This window comes from Pseudomonas sp. S12(2018) (assembly GCF_024355235.1).
GTDB lineage: Bacteria > Pseudomonadota > Gammaproteobacteria > Pseudomonadales > Pseudomonadaceae > Aquipseudomonas > Aquipseudomonas palmensis.
In genome coordinates this window covers 729,120-745,309 of sequence record NZ_QLAD01000001.1, presented here as the reverse complement: position 1 = coordinate 745,309, position 16,190 = coordinate 729,120, and the positions used below count along the sequence as shown (strand labels likewise).

General features: G+C 65.1%; 18 protein-coding genes. 10 read left to right on the top strand and 8 right to left on the bottom strand.

Annotation, left to right across the window (positions count from 1 at the left end; translation table 11 throughout):
- Positions 1-7: 7 nt before the first annotated feature.
- Positions 8-469, bottom strand: coding sequence for a PAS domain-containing protein (locus DN388_RS03525; protein ID WP_254996720.1), 462 nt, complete (start codon positions 467-469; stop codon positions 8-10).
- A gap of 150 nt (positions 470-619) precedes the next feature.
- On the opposite strand from DN388_RS03525, the gene DN388_RS03520 reads away from it, so the two are divergent.
- Positions 620-1,075, top strand: coding sequence for a flavodoxin (locus DN388_RS03520; protein WP_043860425.1), 456 nt, complete (start codon positions 620-622; stop codon positions 1,073-1,075).
- Here DN388_RS03520 and DN388_RS03515 read toward each other — a convergent pair whose 3' ends face one another.
- On the bottom strand, positions 1,076-1,963 hold the full coding sequence (locus tag DN388_RS03515) for a LysR family transcriptional regulator (protein WP_210014846.1): 888 nt from the start codon (positions 1,961-1,963) through the stop codon (positions 1,076-1,078).
- Positions 1,964-2,059: 96 nt separating this feature from the next.
- Between DN388_RS03515 and DN388_RS03510 the strand changes: the two genes are divergently transcribed.
- The 4 genes from DN388_RS03510 to DN388_RS03495 all read left to right on the top strand — a co-directional run bounded on the left by DN388_RS03510 (position 2,060) and on the right by DN388_RS03495 (position 5,243).
- A complete protein-coding gene (locus tag DN388_RS03510) occupies positions 2,060-2,446 on the top strand; it encodes a CidA/LrgA family protein (protein WP_043860423.1) in 387 nt (128 codons plus the stop codon).
- Positions 2,436-3,122, top strand: a complete 687-nt coding sequence (locus DN388_RS03505) for an LrgB family protein (protein ID WP_043860422.1) — start codon at positions 2,436-2,438, stop codon at positions 3,120-3,122. The genes DN388_RS03510 and DN388_RS03505 overlap by 11 nt, the downstream gene beginning before the upstream one ends.
- Before the next feature lie 192 nt (positions 3,123-3,314).
- On the top strand, positions 3,315-4,220 hold the full coding sequence (locus tag DN388_RS03500; protein ID WP_043860421.1) for an alpha/beta fold hydrolase: 906 nt from the start codon (positions 3,315-3,317) through the stop codon (positions 4,218-4,220).
- 111 nt (positions 4,221-4,331) lie between these two features.
- Positions 4,332-5,243, top strand: a complete 912-nt coding sequence (locus tag DN388_RS03495; RefSeq protein ID WP_254996715.1) for an SDR family oxidoreductase — start codon at positions 4,332-4,334, stop codon at positions 5,241-5,243.
- A 293-nt stretch (positions 5,244-5,536) separates the two neighbouring features.
- On the opposite strand, the gene DN388_RS03490 is transcribed toward DN388_RS03495, so the two are convergent.
- On the bottom strand, positions 5,537-6,316 hold the full coding sequence (locus tag DN388_RS03490; protein WP_043860419.1) for an IclR family transcriptional regulator: 780 nt from the start codon (positions 6,314-6,316) through the stop codon (positions 5,537-5,539).
- A 118-nt stretch (positions 6,317-6,434) separates the two neighbouring features.
- Between DN388_RS03490 and hmgA the strand changes: the two genes are divergently transcribed.
- Genes hmgA through maiA form a run of 3 tightly spaced genes read left to right on the top strand, consistent with a single transcriptional unit; the run spans position 6,435 to position 9,670 of the window.
- Positions 6,435-7,736 carry a homogentisate 1,2-dioxygenase gene (gene hmgA, locus DN388_RS03485; protein WP_043860418.1) on the top strand — a complete coding sequence of 434 codons (1,302 nt, stop codon included), beginning with the start codon at positions 6,435-6,437 and terminating at the stop codon, positions 7,734-7,736.
- A 2-nt stretch (positions 7,737-7,738) separates the two neighbouring features.
- Positions 7,739-9,031 carry a fumarylacetoacetase gene (gene fahA / locus DN388_RS03480; protein WP_043860417.1) on the top strand — a complete coding sequence of 431 codons (1,293 nt, stop codon included), beginning with the start codon at positions 7,739-7,741 and terminating at the stop codon, positions 9,029-9,031.
- 12 nt (positions 9,032-9,043) lie between these two features.
- Positions 9,044-9,670, top strand: a complete 627-nt coding sequence (gene maiA / locus DN388_RS03475; RefSeq protein ID WP_253086573.1) for a maleylacetoacetate isomerase — start codon at positions 9,044-9,046, stop codon at positions 9,668-9,670.
- 77 nt (positions 9,671-9,747) lie between these two features.
- Here maiA and DN388_RS03470 read toward each other — a convergent pair whose 3' ends face one another.
- Positions 9,748-10,554 carry a SirB1 family protein gene (locus DN388_RS03470; RefSeq protein WP_043860415.1) on the bottom strand — a complete coding sequence of 269 codons (807 nt, stop codon included), beginning with the start codon at positions 10,552-10,554 and terminating at the stop codon, positions 9,748-9,750.
- A gap of 116 nt (positions 10,555-10,670) precedes the next feature.
- Between DN388_RS03470 and DN388_RS03465 the strand changes: the two genes are divergently transcribed.
- Complete coding sequence (locus tag DN388_RS03465) at positions 10,671-11,693, top strand: Glu/Leu/Phe/Val dehydrogenase dimerization domain-containing protein (RefSeq protein ID WP_054914877.1); 1,023 nt, start codon at positions 10,671-10,673, stop codon at positions 11,691-11,693.
- A gap of 3 nt (positions 11,694-11,696) precedes the next feature.
- On the opposite strand, the gene DN388_RS03460 is transcribed toward DN388_RS03465, so the two are convergent.
- Positions 11,697-11,960 carry a YebG family protein gene (locus DN388_RS03460; RefSeq protein ID WP_043860413.1) on the bottom strand — a complete coding sequence of 88 codons (264 nt, stop codon included), beginning with the start codon at positions 11,958-11,960 and terminating at the stop codon, positions 11,697-11,699.
- A gap of 255 nt (positions 11,961-12,215) precedes the next feature.
- Between DN388_RS03460 and DN388_RS03455 the strand changes: the two genes are divergently transcribed.
- Complete coding sequence (locus tag DN388_RS03455) at positions 12,216-12,686, top strand: phosphate-starvation-inducible protein PsiE (protein ID WP_043860412.1); 471 nt, start codon at positions 12,216-12,218, stop codon at positions 12,684-12,686.
- A 7-nt stretch (positions 12,687-12,693) separates the two neighbouring features.
- Here DN388_RS03455 and DN388_RS03450 read toward each other — a convergent pair whose 3' ends face one another.
- From DN388_RS03450 to fecA, 3 genes are all read right to left on the bottom strand, one after another.
- On the bottom strand, positions 12,694-13,002 hold the full coding sequence (locus tag DN388_RS03450; RefSeq protein WP_043860411.1) for a DUF3509 domain-containing protein: 309 nt from the start codon (positions 13,000-13,002) through the stop codon (positions 12,694-12,696).
- Positions 13,003-13,138: 136 nt separating this feature from the next.
- The gene (locus DN388_RS03445; RefSeq protein ID WP_043860410.1) at positions 13,139-13,552 is read right to left on the bottom strand and encodes an HPF/RaiA family ribosome-associated protein; all 414 of its coding nucleotides are present in this window, start codon (positions 13,550-13,552) and stop codon (positions 13,139-13,141) included.
- A gap of 248 nt (positions 13,553-13,800) precedes the next feature.
- Positions 13,801-16,131 carry a TonB-dependent Fe(3+) dicitrate receptor FecA gene (gene fecA, locus DN388_RS03440; RefSeq protein ID WP_254996704.1) on the bottom strand — a complete coding sequence of 777 codons (2,331 nt, stop codon included), beginning with the start codon at positions 16,129-16,131 and terminating at the stop codon, positions 13,801-13,803.
- Between the last annotated feature and the right edge of the window lie 59 nt (positions 16,132-16,190).

Genomic DNA, 16,190 nt, shown 5'->3' with positions numbered 1-16,190 from the left:
GGCTTTGTTAAGACCGTCCGTCGGGTTTCTGCGCGTCGAGCAGGGCGTACGCCCGGGCCAGTTCCAGCTCCAGTTCCAGCACCCGCTGCTCGGCGGCCACCTGGCGGCTCACGTCCTTCTGGATACCGATGAAGTACTTGAGCTGGTCGGCCTCGTTGAACACCGGGGTGATCGACAGCTCGTTCCAGAACGGCGTGCCATCCTTGCGGTAGTTGAGCAGCACTTCCCGGCATGGCTGGCCGCTGCGGATGGCGTCGCGGATGCGTGCCCGGGCCGCATCGTCGCGCGGCTCGCCCTGCAGGAAGCGGCAGTCGCGGTACAGAATGTCGTTGGCCGCGTAGCCGGTCAGGCGTTCGAAGGCCGGGTTCACATAGATCAGGATGGTGTCGTCGTCGCCTTCCTGTTCGGCTACCACGATCCCGTCGTTGGAGGCATCAATCATGCGTTGCAGCAGCTTGGCGTTGATCATCGTGTCGAACCGAATGTGAAAGGGGCACCCAGGCGAAGGATTCTAGTGGATTGCCGAGCGGTCGGCATCTGCATGCGGGCCAATTGCCAGCGTCCGGAGCCCGCATCAGGTGATAGTATCCTACGCTTTTACTCAGCTTCGGGATTAGTTATGAAAGTTGCCATTCTTTCCGGCTCGGTCTACGGCACTGCCGAGGAAGTTGCACGCCATGCCGCCTCGCTGCTCCAGGCGGCGGGTTTCGAGACCCTGCTGGCCAACCGTGCCAACCTGCAGGACGTTCAGGGGTTTGCTCCGCAGGCCTTTCTGGCGATCACGTCCACCACCGGCATGGGCGAGCTGCCCGACAACCTGGTGCCGCTGTACAGCGAGATCCGCGATGTGCTGCCAGGTGCCTGGCGCGGCTTGCCCGGTGCGGTGATCGGCCTGGGCGACTCCTGCTATGGCGACACCTACTGCGGCGGCGGCGAGCAATTGCGCGAGCTGTTCGCCGAACTGGGCCTCGACGAAGTGCAGCCGATGCTGCGTCTGGACGCCAGTGAAACCGTCACCCCCGAAACCGATGCAGAGCCCTGGCTGGCCGAGTTCATCGCCAGGCTGCGCGGCTGATCACAGCGGTTGCGGGCGCTCGCGCAGCAGCGCCAGCCAGGCCTGCGCCGCCCGTGACAGGTAGGCGCCCTGGCGCCAGATGAAGGCGATGTCCCAGCGCAGGTCGCTGGGCTCGCTCAAGGTCACACGCACCACCCCCGGCCGTTCCAGGCCCCGCGCCACCACCCGTGGCAGCAACACCACGCCCTGGCCTGCCGCCACCAGTGCCGCCAGAAAATCCGCCTGGCCGCTGCGTCCGCCTTCCTTCGGGGTAAAGCCGTAGGCCTGGCAGGCCGCCAGCAGGCGATCATTGAGCACGAAGCTGCGCTGGTACAGCAGAAACGGCGTGTCGGCCAGTTGCCCCAGGTTGATGCTGGCGGCAGTTGCCAGTGGGTGGGCTACCGGCAGCAGTGCATCCAACGGTTCGTTGCAGAAGGGCTGGCACTCGAAGCCCGGCGTGGTGGGCGTGAGGCTGCCGCCCAGCTCCAGCTCGCCGCTGCGCACGGCGTGCTCCACGTTCAGGCTGCCGCCTTCGAGCAGTTGCACGGTGATGTTCGGGTAGCGCCGCCGGTACTCGGCGAACAACCCGGCAAACAGCGCGTCGCTGCCCAGCAGCGGCAGCCCCAGGCGCAACTCGCCCCGCGCCAGCTGGCCAAGGTCGTCGAGTTCGTTGTGCAGTTCCTGGCGCAGCCGCAGCATGGCCTCGCCGCGGGCCAGCACGATCTTGCCGGCATCGGTCAGGTGCAACTGCGAGCCATGGCGATCGAGCAGGGCCATGCCCAGGTCGTGCTCCAGCTGCGCCACCTGCTTGCTCACGGCCGACTGGCTGATATGCAGGGTCTGCGCGGCCTGGGTGAAGCCTCCACGATGAACCACTTCGACAAAACTGCGTAGTTGCTTGAATTCCATTGCCTGAATTCCATTATGGAATGGAGGTCAGTCTAACAATTCGCTTTTTGCATGGGCAGCGGGATTTTAAACTGCAGACCTCAGAGGACCCCTTCGATGACTGCCGTTTCATTCAAGAAATTTTCGCGCCTGCTCGCCGAACTGGGCGTGCTGCTGGTGCTGTACCTGCTCGGTTGCCAGCTGTCGGCCTGGCTGCACTGGCCGATCCCGGGCGGTGTGGTGGGCATGGCGCTGTTGCTGCTGGTGTTCGCCACCGGGCGGGTCAAACCGGCCACCCTGCAGACCGGCGCCACCCTGCTGATGGCAGAGATGCTGCTGTTCTTCATTCCGGCGCTGATGAGCCTGCTCGACTACGGCCCGCTGCTGCGCAGCGAAGGCTGGCGCATTCTGCTGGTGATTGGTGCAAGCACGCTGCTGGTGATGCTCGCCACTGCCTTCACGGTGGAGTGGGCGTGCCGCTGGAGGCTACGCCATGACGCTTGAGCCGATGTCGCTGTTCTGGCTGGCGCTGACCCTGCTGGCCTACCTGGGCAGCCGCTGGCTGTACCGACGTACCGGGCGCTACCTGCTGTCGCCGCTGATCCTGGTCCCGGTGGTGCTGCTGGCGGTGGCGGTGCCGTTGCACACCGGTTACGCCGAGTACGCGCGCAACACGCACTGGCTGATGTCGGTGCTGGGCCCGGTCACCGTGGCCTTTGCGGTGCCTATCTGGCAGCAGCGGGCGCTGCTGGCACGCCACTGGCCGGCCCTGTCGCTGGGCATGCTGGTGGGCAGTGCGGCGTCCATCGGTAGTTCGTGGGCCCTGGCCCATGCGTTGTCGCTGGACAATCAGGTGAGCCTGTCGCTGCTGCCACGCTCGATCACCACACCCTTTGCCATGCCGCTGGCCCACGACCTGGGCGGTGTGCCGGAACTCACCGCGGTGTTCGTGATGTTCACCGGGGTGCTCGGTGCCCTGATGGGCGGGGTGCTGCTCAAGTACCTGCCCTTGCGCACGCCGCTGGCACGCGGGGCGCTGTTCGGGGTGGGGGCGCACGGCGCCGGGGTCAGCCGAGCCCATGAGGTGGGCGGCGAAGAGGGCTCTGTGGCGGGGCTGGTGATGGTGCTGACGGGCATTTTCAACCTGTTCATGGCGCCACTGTTACGTCACCTGCTGTAACTATTTACTGCCCTGACCCGGTGGGCCAATAAGCTGGCTGGCAATGCAACACCCGCTATCGAGTCGCGCCTCTAGACTGACCGGCAGCAGAGCACACCCATGTGCCGAGGTGATTGCAATGACCGCCGCCAACCCTTTGCCCGACAACGCGCTGCCCCCAGGAAGTTGCAGCCCCGAACCAGGACCTGCGTGATGCCCCTCGCCGAGATTCCCTTGAGTGTCTGGCGTACCCGTGGTCGCAGTTTCACGTTTCGCCAGCAATCGATTCGCTACTGGAGCGCAGGGCAGGGCGAGCCCCTGCTTCTGCTGCACGGCTTCCCCACTGCCAGCTGGGACTGGCACTACCTGTGGCAACCCCTGGCCCAGCGCTTTCGCGTGATCGCCTGCGACATGCTCGGCTTCGGTGACTCGTCCAAGCCGTTGCACCACACCTACAGCCTGCTGGAACAGGCAGACGTACAGCAGGCCCTGCTCGAACACCTGCAGGTTCAGGAGCCGGTGCACTTGCTGGCCCATGACTATGGCGCCACGGTGGCCCAGGAACTGCTGGCCCGTCACCACGAGGGGGCGGCCCAGGTGGCCAGTTGCGCGTTTCTCAACGCCGGCCTGTTCCCGGAGTGCCACCGTGCGTTGCTGGTGCACAAGCTCCTGCTCAGCCGGCTTGGCTGGCTGGTGGCGCGCTCGTTCGGGCGCGACGACCTGGTCAGGAATGTCACCCACCTCTATGGCCGCAGCACACGCCCCAGTGAAAGCGTGCTGGATGACTGCTGGAGCCTGATCGCCTCCAACCGCGGCAATCGCATCCTGCACAAGCTGGCAGCCTATGTACCCGAGCGCGTCACCTGGCGCGAGCGCTGGGTGGCGGCCTTGCAGCAGTCAGGCGTACCGCTGCGCCTTATCAATGGCGCCGCCGACCCGGTATCGGGTGCGCATGTGGTGGCGCGCTACTGCGAACTGGTGCCCCAACCCGACACCGTGACCCTGCAGGGCATCGGCCATTATCCGCACACCGAGGCACCGGTACAGGTGCTGCGCCACTACCTGGCATTTCGGCAGCAACCCCTGCCAAGCCTGGCGCACAAGGTCGCCTGGTCCTGATCATCCCGCTGCCTTATCGCCTGCCATTCAGCGTCCGCCCGGTTGATTGTCCGGGGCCGGGCGCTGGCTGACACTGGCTGCCATATTCCTTGCAGTTAACGGAGTGCCGAGATGACCGAGTCGATTCGCCTGGATGAAAAAGTAGTGATTGTGACCGGCGCTGGCGGGGGCCTCGGGCGTGCCCATGCGCTGCTGTTCGCCCGTCATGGTGCCCGCGTGGTGGTCAACGACCTGGGAGGCTCCACCCATGGTGAGGGCGCCAGCGCATCGGCGGCCGACCGTGTGGTGGCCGAGATTCGCGAGGCGGGCGGCAGGGCGGTGGCCAGCCATGACTCGGTCACCGATGGCGAGCGTATCGTCCAGCAGGCGCTGGACACCTTCGGCCGCGTGGATGTGCTGGTCAACAACGCCGGCATCCTGCGGGACAAGACCTTTCACAAGATGGAGGACAGCGACTGGGACCAGGTGTACCGCGTGCATGTGGAGGGTGCCTACAAGCTCACCCGCGCCGCCTGGCCGCACCTGCGCGAGCAGAACGCGGGGCGGGTGATCTTCACCTCGTCCACCTCGGGCATCTATGGCAATTTCGGCCAGGCCAACTACGGCATGGCCAAGCTGGGCCTGTACGGGCTGACCCGCACCCTGGCGCTTGAGGGGCGCAAGCACGGCATCCTGGTCAATGCCATCGCCCCCACCGGTGGCACGCGCATGACCGAGGGGCTGATTCCGCCGCAGGTGTTCGAACAGCTCAAGCCCGAGCTGATCAGCCCGCTGGTGGTGTACCTGGGCAGTGATCGCTGCCAGGACACCGGCGGGCTCTACGAGGTCGGTGGCGGCTGGGTGGGCAAGGTGCGCTGGGAACGCAGCCTGGGGGTGGGCTTCGACCCGCGCCAGGGCATGAGCGTGGAAGACATCGCCGCAAGTTGGGATGCCATCGGCGATTTCGAGGGCGCGGTGCACCCGCAGGACAGCCTCGAGGCGTTGCAGCAGATGATGGCCAATCTGCACAGGCACGCAGGCTGAACCGGGCAGCACAAATAAAAAAGGCCGCTGCAAAAGCAGCGGCCAAGCAAGACGTAGATCAAGGAGCTTCAAAATCAACGTCGGTGAACCTGAAGGGGGAGGGTTCAACGTGTCAGGTGGTTACTCTAGGGGGAGAGGATTAACCTGACATTAACCGCCAAACCATCGGCCCAGCGCCTGGCGAAACCGCGTTTCGCTGCAAGCCCGGCCAGCATAGCCAGCCCCCCTACCGAAAAAAATAGACGTTTCGGACATTCACTGTTGCAAAGTGGGTAACAGTGCACCAAAACAGGTCACTGTGGTTCATAGCCCATGCGCCAGCTGATTGCCTGAGCCGCCGCCTGCAGCTGCTGCGCCGCCGGGCCCTGTTCATCGGCATGGAAAATCGAGGTAGGGCCCACCACGGTCAGCACGGCAGCGATGTTGCCCATGGCGTTGAACACCGGTGCCGACAGCGCATCCACCCCCGGCATCAGCAGGCCATGCACATGGTGCAGGCCGCGTGCGCGGATCTGCGCAAACAGCGCTTCGTAGTCTGCGGCGTCCTGGCCCAGGGCAAGCAGTTCCTGGTCGCGCAACTCGATGGTCTCGCGCTGGGGCAGGTAGGCCCCGAACACCAGCCCGGTGGACGAACTGAGCAACGGCAGCACCGAACCGATCTGCGTCACCACTGTCACGGCGCGCACCGCAGGTTCGATGTTCACCACCGTTGCGCCCTGGTTGCCCCACACCGCGATAAAGCAGCTTTCATTGAGTGCGTCACGCAGCTGTGACAACGGCATGGCCGCCACTTTCAGCACGTCCATCCCGCCCAGCGCGGCCAGGCCCACGCGCAGGGCTTCACGGCCCAGCCCGTAGTGGTTGGTGGCCGGGTTCTGCTCGGCAAAGCCGCTGGCGATCAGGGCTTGCAGGTAGCGATGCACCTTGCTCGCGGGCATCTGCACATGCTCGGCCAGGCGCGACAGCGAGGTGGCCGGCGAGAGCTGGGCCAGCGCCTTGAGAATGTCGGTACCGACCTCCGCCGAGCGGACCTTCTGTTTGCCGTTGCTGTCGGCGGTGCTGGTTTTGCTCATGGGAAAGGGGTCCGTGTTGACAGGTGGGCGTCTTTATAGCTTGACGGGTTACAGGTATCAAATTACGTTATGCGTAATCAGTTTACGATAATAATAACGCTACCTGACTGGAGGCTCGATGAACGTCGATTCCACTCCCGCCCTCGCTTACCAGAGCGGCTTCGGCAACGAATTTGCCAGCGAGGCATTGCCCGGCGCCCTGCCGGTTGGCCAGAACTCCCCGCAAAAAGCCCCGTATGGCCTGTATGCCGAGCTGTTTTCCGGCACCGCATTCACCATGGCGCGCAGCGAGCAGCGGCGTACCTGGCTGTACCGTATCCGGCCATCGGCACTGCACCCGGCATTCGAACGCCTCGAGCGCCAGTTGAGCGGCGGCCCGCTGGGCCCGGTAACCCCCAACCGGCTGCGCTGGAGCCCGCTGGACATCCCGGCCGAGCCCACCGACTTCATCGACGGCTGGGTGGCCATGGCGGCCAACTCGGCGGCGCAAAAGCCGGCCGGCATCAGCATCTACAACTACCGCGCCAACCGTTCCATGGAGCGGGTGTTCTTCAACGCCGATGGCGAACTGCTGCTGGTACCCGAGCAGGGCCGCCTGCGCCTCGTCACCGAGCTGGGCGTGCTGGACGTGGAGCCGCTGGAAATCGCCGTGCTGCCCCGTGGCCTGAAGTTTCGCGTCGAGCTGCTCGACAGTCAGGCGCGTGGCTACATTGCCGAAAACCACGGCGCGCCGCTGCGCATTCCGGATCTGGGCCCGCTGGGCAGCAACGGCCTGGCCAACCCGCGCGACTTCCTCGCGCCGGTGGCCCACTACGAAGAGCAGCAGGGCCCGGTGCCGCTGGTACAGAAGTTCCTCGGCGAGCTGTGGGGCTGCGAACTGCAGCACTCGCCGCTGGACGTGGTGGCCTGGCACGGCAACAACGTGCCGTACAAATACGACCTGCGCCGTTTCAACACCATCGGCACGGTCAGCTTCGATCATCCCGACCCGTCGATCTTCACCGTGCTCACTTCGCCTACCAGCGTACCGGGCATGGCCAACATCGATTTCGTGATTTTCCCGCCGCGCTGGATGGTGGCCGAGAACACCTTCCGTCCACCGTGGTTCCACCGCAACCTGATGAACGAGTTCATGGGGTTGATCAAGGGCGAGTACGACGCCAAGGCCGAAGGCTTCCTGCCCGGCGGCGCCTCGCTGCACAGCTGCATGAGCGCCCACGGCCCGGACGCCGAAACCTGCGCCAGGGCGATTGCCGCCGACCTTGCACCGAGCAAGATCGACAACACCATGGCGTTCATGTTCGAGACCAGCCAGGTGCTGCGCCCGACCCGCCATGCGCTTGAATGCCCGCAACTGCAGGCCGACTACGACACGTGCTGGGCCACCTTGCCGAGCACCTTCACCCCGAATCGGAGATAACCATGAACCAGTCCGCCATTGCCCGCAGTTGGGTCGAGCACGCCAACGGGCATAGCGATTTCCCGCTGCAGAACCTGCCGCTGGGTATCTTCAGCCGTGGCAGCGACGAGCGTCGCTGCGGTGTGGCCATCGGTGACGCGATTCTGGACCTCGACGCGGTGCTGGCCGCCGGGCTGTTCGACGGCCAGGCCCGCAATGCGGTGCAGGCCACCCGCGGTGGTGCGCTGAACGCCTATTTCGCCCTGGGCCGTGAGGCCCGCGTGGCCCTGCGCGAGCGCCTGCTCGAACTGCTGGGTGCCGACAGCCCGCACCAGGCTGCGCTGAAGCCGGCCCTGTACCCGGCCGCCGAGTGCCAGTTGCACCTGCCGGCGCGCATCGGCGACTACACCGACTTCTATGTAGGCATCGAGCACGCCAAGAACGTCGGCAAGCTGTTCCGCCCCGACAACCCGCTGCTGCCCAACTACAAGTACGTGCCGATCGGCTACCACGGCCGTGCCTCGACCATTCGCCCGTCGGGTACCGATGTCCGTCGGCCCAACGGCCAGACCCTGCCCGCCGGGCAAACCGAGCCGAGCTTCGGCCCGTGCGCGCGGCTGGACTACGAACTGGAGCTGGGCATCTGGATCGGCCAGGGCAATGCCATGGGCGATGCCATCCCGGTAGCGCAGGCAGGCGAACACGTTGCCGGCTACTGCCTGCTCAACGACTGGTCGGCCCGCGACATCCAGGCCTGGGAATACCAGCCGCTGGGCCCGTTCCTGTCCAAGAGCTTCATCTCCACCGTGTCGCCCTGGGTGGTCACCGCCGAGGCGCTGGAGCCGTTCCGCTGCGCCCAGCCGGCACGCCCCGAAGGCGATCCGCAGCCGCTGGCGTACCTGCTCGACCCGCGTGACCAGGCGGGTGGCGCGTTCGACATCGAGCTGGAAGTGCTGCTGCTGACCGAGCGCATGCGCGAGCAGAACCTGCCGGCGCATCGCCTGACCCTGAGCAACACCCTGAGCATGTACTGGACCGTGGCGCAGATGGTTGCGCACCACAGTGTCAACGGCTGCCAGTTGCAGCCAGGCGACCTGTTCGGTTCGGGCACCCTGTCGGGCGCCAAGCCTGGCCAGTTCGGCAGCCTGCTGGAGATTACCGAGGGCGGCAAGGTGCCGATCGAACTGGCCAGTGGCGAGGTGCGCAGGTTCCTTGAAGACGGCGACGAGATCATCCTGCGCGCGCGCTGCAAGCGTGATGGCGTGGCGTCGATCGGTTTTGGCGAGTGCCGCGGCAAGATCCTGCCGGCACATTGAGAGGGTACGAGCATGGAACTGTATACCTACTACCGTTCTACCTCGTCGTACCGCGTGCGCATTGCGCTGGCGCTCAAGCAGCTGGATTACCAGTCGCTGCCGGTCAACCTGCTCAAGGGCGCGCAGCGCGAGGCCGAGTTCCTGGGGCTGAACCCCCAGGGGCGCATCCCGGCGCTGCGTATCGACTCGGGCGAGCTGCTGGTGCAGTCGCCGGCGATCATCGAGTACCTGGAGGAGGTTTATCCACAGCCTGCGCTGTTGCCGCAGTCGCCGGTGGCGCGGGCGCAGGCGCGCGCCGTGGCGGCGTTGATCGGTTGCGACATCCACCCGCTGCACAATGTCAGCGTGCTCAACCAGCTGCGTGAGCTGGGGCATGACGACACCCAGGTGAACGCCTGGATCGGCCACTGGATCACCCAGGGGCTGGCGGCGGTGGAGCAGATGATCGGCGAGGCGGGGTTCTGTTTCGGCGATGAGCCGGGGCTGGCGGATGTGTACCTGATCCCGCAGGTGTATGCGGCCGAACGGTTCAATGTGGACCTGTCGGGCTGGCCACGGATTCGCCGGGTGGTGGCGCTGGCCGGTGAGCATGATGCGTTCGTGCAGGCGCACCCTTCGCGTCAGCCGGATGCCCCCTGATGGCCCATTCGCCGGCCAGGCCGGCTCCTGCAGGCGCTGCGCGGCCCGTGTAGGAGCCGGCCTGGCCGGCGAAGCTTTCAGTGCACCGAAGGCGTCGGCGGCGGCAGGTGGCTCAGCCGCTCGGTCAGGCGCAACCGCTGGATCGGGTCATCCGTCAGCATCAGCGCATGCTCCAGGTCAAACCGCTCTGCCTGCGGGCAATCCAGCCGCTGATACAGTGTCGCCCGCGCCAGGTAATCGCTGGCGCTGGCCGAGCCCAGCAACAACACCCGCTCGGCATCCTTCAGCGCCGCAAGGTCATCATCATTGCTCGCATGCAACTGACGCAGGTTGCGCGACAGTCGTTGCAGCATCTGCTGTGCGCTGGCCGTCACCAGATGCTCGGCGCTCAACGGCAACTGCGGGCCGAACTGGCGGCTGAGCAACTCGCGACAATCGGCCGGGTACAACCGGCGCCCGCCGCAGGGGTCCAGCAGGTGATCGGCCCCCGGCACGCGCAACAGGAAATGCCCCGGAAAATTCACCCCCTCCAGTGGTATCGACAGCCCGCGGGCCAGCTCCAGCGTGAGGATCGCCAGTGCCAGTGGTTGTCCGCGACGACGTTGCAGCACCTTGTTCAGCAGCGCCGCCTGCGGGCGCAACGGGTGGTATTCGTCCTGCTGGAAGCCCGCCGCGCTGAGCGCCCGCAGCAACGGCTGCGCCAGTTCGCTCACCGGCAGCATGGGCAGGCTCTGGCTGACCTGCTGCTGCACGAGCTGCAATTCGCCCAGCACCTGGGCCGGCTGCACGCTGGCATCGTGTTCGGCAGCGATCCACAGCGCCGCCTCGAACAGGGCGGCGGGGTTGCGTTCCAGGCAGGCCAGGCAGGCTTGGCGTGGGGTCATGGCAGTCTCCGCTCAAGCTTCTGTTGTAGCGCCGGCAGGGGCGTTCGTCCAGTGCCGCAACGTGTGCCTTCGCGCCGCCTATACTGGTGGGAGCACTGACTCACGAGGGCTGGGCAATGTTCGCTCTCATGCAAAGCACGCGCACCCACTCACTGCACCTGTGCGTCGACCCGGCCACGGGCCTCAAGGCGGTGATCGCCATTCACAACCAGCGGCTGGGCCCGGCCATGGGCGGTTGTCGCTATCTGCCTTACCCGGACGACGACACCGCAATGACCGATGCCATTCGCCTGGCCCAGGGCATGAGCTACAAGGCTGCCCTGGCGGGCCTGCCGCTGGGCGGTGGCAAGGCGGTGATCATCCGCAACCCCCATGTGGAAAACCGCGCCGCGCTGTTCGAGGCCTTCGGGCGCTTCGTCGACAGCCTGGAGGGGCGCTACATCACCGCGACCGATAGCGGCACCTCGACCCTGGACATGGACTGCATCGCCCAGAGCACCCGGCACGTCACCAGTACCACCACCGCCGGCGACCCTTCGCCGCATTCGGCCATGGGCGTGTTCGCCGGCATCCGCGCCACGGCGATGGCGCGCCTGGGCACCGACAACCTGGAAGGGTTGCGCGTGGCTGTGCAGGGGTTGGGGAATGTCGGGTTTGCCCTGGCCGAGCAGTTGCATGCGGCGGGGGCGGTACTGCTGGTCAGCGACCATGACCCGGGGCGGGTGCAACTGGCCATGGAGCAGTTGAATGCGCTGCCGGTGGCCAGCGAAGCGCTGGTCAGCACGCCTTGCGACATCTTCGCGCCGTGCGGGCTGGGCCCGGTGCTCAACAGCCAGAGCGTCATGCAGCTGCGCTGTGCCGCGGTGGCCGGCTCGGCGAACAACCAGCTGACCCACCTTCAGGTCGCCGACCAGCTCGAAACCCGCGGCATTCTGTATGCCCCGGACTACATCATCAATTCCGGCGGGCTGATCTACGTGGCGCTGACCCACCAGGGCCAGGACCTTGGCACCATCACCGCGCACCTGGCGCGCATCCCCACGCGGCTGACCGAGGTCTTCGCCCACGCCCAGGCCGAGAAGAGTTCGCCGGCCCGCGTGGCCCAGCAACTGGCCGAGAAGCTGGTGTACAACGCCTGATGCCTACTCGGCGGGCTGCTCGGCAAGCAGCTCGGACAACGCGTCGGGCTGGCTCTTGAAGGCCTTGGCGAACACATCGCGGTTCTTCGCCATGTAGATACCCGCTTCCTCGACCTGCTGTTCGCTCAGCGACGGCACGGCCTTCTGCAGCACCTCGGCGAGCAGTTCGGCCAGCTCGAGCATCTTGTCGTGACGGTCTGCTTCAGCTTTATCCATGAACAAGCGCTCCAGATCGCGGCTGCTGCGGTATACCACTTCGACGGCCATTCATCACCTCACATGCCTTTCGATAATTGATGTGTACGAGTACTGTGTTTTTATACAGGTAAAAGCATAAGGCAAACCACCACGTTTGGGTAGTGGCATTTTTATAGCCCAATTTGCTCGCAATGGTGGGGTGGCGGGTGTCTTGCGGCAATCGGTCGCCTTCTCAAGCTGTGCCGCTGGCCTTTTTACTGCATGCAGGCAAAGCGTCACCTGGGTGGCGCATCCTCCCTTCGTCGTTTCCAAGGAATTCGCATCGTGAACATCAAATGGGCTGAAAAAGTGCGCAAGGGCCTGCATGGCTCGGCGGATTCGCTGGGCAACCTGTGCGTGGAGGCCTTTCATTACCTGGCACTGTTCGGCATCGGTGCCATCACCGCCTATGCGGCGGTGTCGGCATTCATCGAGATGATCGGCAAGGGTGGGGTGAGCGTCGATGACATCCTGCTGCTGTTCATCTACCTGGAGCTGGGGGCGATGGTGGGGATCTACTTCAAGACCAACCACATGCCCATCCGCTTCCTGCTGTACGTGGCGATCACCGCGCTTACGCGCCTGCTGATCGGCGATGTGTCGCACCACAAGGCCCCCGACGTGGGCCTGCTGTATGTGTGCGGCGGGATCCTGCTGCTGTCGTTCTCGATCCTGGTGGTGCGCTACGCCTCGTCGCGCTACCCCTCCACCAAGGCCATCGACGCCAGCGGCAAGGAAATCGAAGAGGCCAAGTAGCCTTGGCTCACGCCCCCGCGCGGCGCTCGCTGGCGGCGCGCAGGCCCGGGGTGCGTGCACCGTCGCGGGTCATGCTGGCCAGAATTTCCATGGCGCTGTGGCCCTGCTCGATGGCAATGCCAAAGCGCACGCTCTCGATCAGGCGCGCCAGGCGCTTGGGGTCATTGCGCTGGGCCGGGCTGATCAGGCGCTTGGCCACCACGCCCTGATCGTCGGACAGGGTCAGCATGATGCTGCCATCGAGCCGCTCGATACTCAGGTTGACCCGGTAGGTGTCGGCAAATGCAGCGTTGATCTGTTGGAAGGGGTTGATCATGGGGCTGTACCTGGCAAAGACATGTTCTGATTGACAGGGCCCTGGCCAGGTTGGTTCAGGTGACGTTGCGGGGCAGGTGCCGAGTGGTCAATAAAAAAGGCGAGCCGTGGCTCGCCTTCTTTCATTGCCTAGGCTGTCAGGCCTGACGGGCCTGCAGGGCTTGCTCGTTCTCCAGGAATTCTTCCTGCAGCAGGGCATCGGCTGCCGGGGCGGTTGCGACCTTCTGGGTCACACCACGTTTGCCGCGCAGTTTGCCGAACAGGTGCTCGAGGGAATGCTCGAGTTTGGTCGCGGCGCCTTCGATGGCCTGCTCCAGGCTATCGGCCTTGTGGCTGACGGAAATCGGTTGATGGCCTTTGGGGCGTGCCTCCATCTGGCAGCGCATGTCGTGGGGGCCTGGCTTGTCGCCGTTCTCATCGCGCAGGTGGACTTCGATGCGGGTGAGGTCTTCTTCGTAGCGTTCGAGCGTGCTTTCTACCGTAGTGCGTACCCACTCTTCGAGACGGGCACTGCTTTGGATATGGTTGTCGCTGTTGACTTGGATTTGCATAGTTCAATCCCTTATTCAGCTAGCTCGCAAGAGAACGATGCGGGCCATTGCGGCCTGTGGAAATCATCGCCTCTTGACTACAAGGTCAGGCAGTTGGCAGAACTTTTCAAGTGCTTGAAGAAGAAAAATATTTTGTGGCAATTAAACAGGTGAAAGGTTGTCTGGGGGTGTCCTGAGTCAATGCGCGGCCCCCCGGCAAGGTGCGCTCCTGTAGGAGCCGGCCTTGCCGGCGAAGCAGGCGCTACCGATCAGAAAGCGACCGATGTCTGCAGATAGACCGTCCGTGGCTCACCCACATACTTGCCCTTGTTGTTGTCGTCGAACGAGCGCGTGAAGTACTGGTGGTTGAAGATGTTCTTCACCCCCACCGCCACGTTCAGGTTCGACAGCTGCGGCCCGAAGTCATAGCCGGCGCGGCTGCTGAACAGCATGTAGCCCGGGATGCGCCCGGCCGCGCCGTCTGCGCTTTGGGCCGAGGTGTTGGCGTTGTCGGCGAACTGGCTGCTCTGGTAGGTGCTGTCCAGGTTCAGCTTCCACGGCCCATCGGTGTAACCCAGCCCCAGCGTACCCTTGTGCCTGGAGGAGAACGGCACACGATTGCCCTTGTTCGGCCCATCTTCGCGGATGGTCGCGTCAACGAAGGCATAGCTGGCGTACACATCGAACCCGGCCAGCGCCGGCGTGAGGCCGTCCAGCGCGTACTTCACGCTCGTTTCCAGGCCCTGGTGGCGGGTTTCACCACGGGCGATCACGTCGTCGGTGGTCTGGTTGCTTTCGTACTGGTTGTCGAAATTGATCAGGAACAGCCCGGCCTCGGCCTGCAGGTTGCCGTTGTCGTAGCGCGTGCCCAGCTCCCAGGTGCGGGCCTTCTCGGGCTTCACTTCACCCTGGTTCACGCGGTTGGGCATCTGGCTGTACTGCACGCTGCCGAACGAACCCTCGGTGTTGGCGTAGAGGTTCCAGCTGTCGCTCAGGTGGTACATCACGTTCAGCGCCGGCAACGCGGTGTTGTAGTCGCCCTTGTATTCCAGGCTCTTGAGCTTGTTGCTCTGCTGCGACTTGATCATCTCGTAGCGGATACCCGGGGTGATGGTCCACTGGCCGATGTCGATGCGGTCATCCAGAAACAGCGCATGGGCATCGGTGCCGCCACGGGTGTCGCGGTCGTTGGGGCTGGAGGTGGTCGGCAACAGGCCGGCGCTGACGCTCTCCATGTAGCGCAGCTCGTGCCCGGCCTCGTTGATGTAGCGGTAGCCAAGGCCCACCTCGTGGTGGCTGTCGCCCAGCGCAAAGCCCTGGGTGAAACGGGTTTCGATGCCGCGCACCCAGTACTCGCGCGGCGACAGCGAGATCGACCTGTTCTGCACCAGGTAGCCACTGCGCAGGGTCTTGGTGAAGAAGCTGTTGACGCTGAACTGGCGCTCGCCTTCCTTGTAGTCGTAACCGGCGTTGAACATCGTGCGCCGGCCCCAGAACTTGTCCTGCAGGCGGGTCGACTGGTAGGGGTCTGCGTCGTAGTCGGCCACGTTGAGGCCGCCGGGCATCTGCGCCTCGCCCTCGTAGTACTGCGCCATGGCGTGCAGGCTGTTGGCTTCGTCCAGTTGCAGCTTGCCCTTGAGGATCAGGTCGTCGATCTGCGTGTCGCTGTGCTCGCGCCAGTCGCCACCGCGGGTGCCCGAATACAGGATCGCGCCGCCCAGGCCGTTGTCGGCGGTGCCGCCGGCCAGCAGGTTGGCGCTGCTCTTGAAACCGTCATGGCTGGAGGAGGGGCTGGTCTGGGTCTGCAGGCCGGCCTTCAGCGTGGGTTCGTCGGGGATCGCGCGGGTCACGAAGTTGACGATGCCGCCCACATTCTGCGGCCCGTAGCGCACGGCGCCGCCGCCGCGTACCACGTCCACCGCGTCCATGTTGCCCAGGCTGATCGGCGCGAACGACAGCTGTGGCTGGCCATAGGGCGCAAACGGCACCGGAATGCCGTCCATCAGCACCGTTGAGCGCGAGGCCAGGCGCGGGTTGAGCCCGCGGATGCCGAAGTTCAGCGCCATGTCGTGGCTGCCGGTGCCGTTGTTTTCCGGCGCATTCACCCCGGGTATGCGGTTGAGCACTTCCCGTGCGCTGCTGGCGCCGGTGCGTTCGAACTCTTCACGGCGGATCACGTCTCGCGCGCCGGGGTGTTCGAACACGTTGTCCTGGGTGGCTTCACCCAGCCAGTCGCCGACCACGCTGGAGCTGCCCAGCTCCAGCGGCGCGCCGGCGGCCGGGGCCAGCGGTTGCAGGCTGTAGGCGTTGTCGCCTTCGGCGCGGGCCTGCAGGCCGGTGCCTTCAAGCAGCGCGGCCAGGCCCTGTGCAGTGGAATACTCGCCTTCCAGGCCACGGCTTTTCACGCCCTGGGTCACCTGCGAGCCGAACGAGATCAGCACGCCGCTTTCACGCCCGAACTGGTTCAGGGCGTCTTCCAGCGACATCGGGGCGATGTGGTAGGTGCGTGCCTGGGCGGCGTGCAGGGGCGCAACGGCGCCGAAGGTGAGGCTGGCGCCCAGCAGCAGGGCATGGGCGAGGGGGCTTAGGCGAAGCGGCATGCAAAGGGTCCTTGAGAAGGTCGGGGCAAAGGGTTCTGCCTTCTCTGTCACGCGAGATG

Excerpts from the sequence above, each read along its gene's own strand:
- DN388_RS03525 (WP_254996720.1), bottom strand. The coding sequence starts at position 469 with ATGATCAACGCCAAGCTGCTGCAACGCATGATTGATGCCTCCAACGAC.
- DN388_RS03520 (WP_043860425.1), top strand. The coding sequence starts at position 620 with ATGAAAGTTGCCATTCTTTCCGGCTCGGTCTACGGCACTGCCGAGGAA.
- DN388_RS03515 (WP_210014846.1), bottom strand. The coding sequence starts at position 1,963 with ATGGAATTCAAGCAACTACGCAGTTTTGTCGAAGTGGTTCATCGTGGA.
- DN388_RS03510 (WP_043860423.1), top strand. The coding sequence starts at position 2,060 with ATGACTGCCGTTTCATTCAAGAAATTTTCGCGCCTGCTCGCCGAACTG.
- DN388_RS03505 (WP_043860422.1), top strand. The coding sequence starts at position 2,436 with ATGACGCTTGAGCCGATGTCGCTGTTCTGGCTGGCGCTGACCCTGCTG.
- DN388_RS03500 (WP_043860421.1), top strand. The coding sequence starts at position 3,315 with ATGCCCCTCGCCGAGATTCCCTTGAGTGTCTGGCGTACCCGTGGTCGC.
- DN388_RS03495 (WP_254996715.1), top strand. The coding sequence starts at position 4,332 with ATGACCGAGTCGATTCGCCTGGATGAAAAAGTAGTGATTGTGACCGGC.
- DN388_RS03490 (WP_043860419.1), bottom strand. The coding sequence starts at position 6,316 with ATGAGCAAAACCAGCACCGCCGACAGCAACGGCAAACAGAAGGTCCGC.
- hmgA (WP_043860418.1), top strand. The coding sequence starts at position 6,435 with ATGAACGTCGATTCCACTCCCGCCCTCGCTTACCAGAGCGGCTTCGGC.
- fahA (WP_043860417.1), top strand. The coding sequence starts at position 7,739 with ATGAACCAGTCCGCCATTGCCCGCAGTTGGGTCGAGCACGCCAACGGG.
- maiA (WP_253086573.1), top strand. The coding sequence starts at position 9,044 with ATGGAACTGTATACCTACTACCGTTCTACCTCGTCGTACCGCGTGCGC.
- DN388_RS03470 (WP_043860415.1), bottom strand. The coding sequence starts at position 10,554 with ATGACCCCACGCCAAGCCTGCCTGGCCTGCCTGGAACGCAACCCCGCC.
- DN388_RS03465 (WP_054914877.1), top strand. The coding sequence starts at position 10,671 with ATGTTCGCTCTCATGCAAAGCACGCGCACCCACTCACTGCACCTGTGC.
- DN388_RS03460 (WP_043860413.1), bottom strand. The coding sequence starts at position 11,960 with ATGGCCGTCGAAGTGGTATACCGCAGCAGCCGCGATCTGGAGCGCTTG.
- DN388_RS03450 (WP_043860411.1), bottom strand. The coding sequence starts at position 13,002 with ATGATCAACCCCTTCCAACAGATCAACGCTGCATTTGCCGACACCTAC.
- DN388_RS03445 (WP_043860410.1), bottom strand. The coding sequence starts at position 13,552 with ATGCAAATCCAAGTCAACAGCGACAACCATATCCAAAGCAGTGCCCGT.
- fecA (WP_254996704.1), bottom strand. The coding sequence starts at position 16,131 with ATGCCGCTTCGCCTAAGCCCCCTCGCCCATGCCCTGCTGCTGGGCGCC.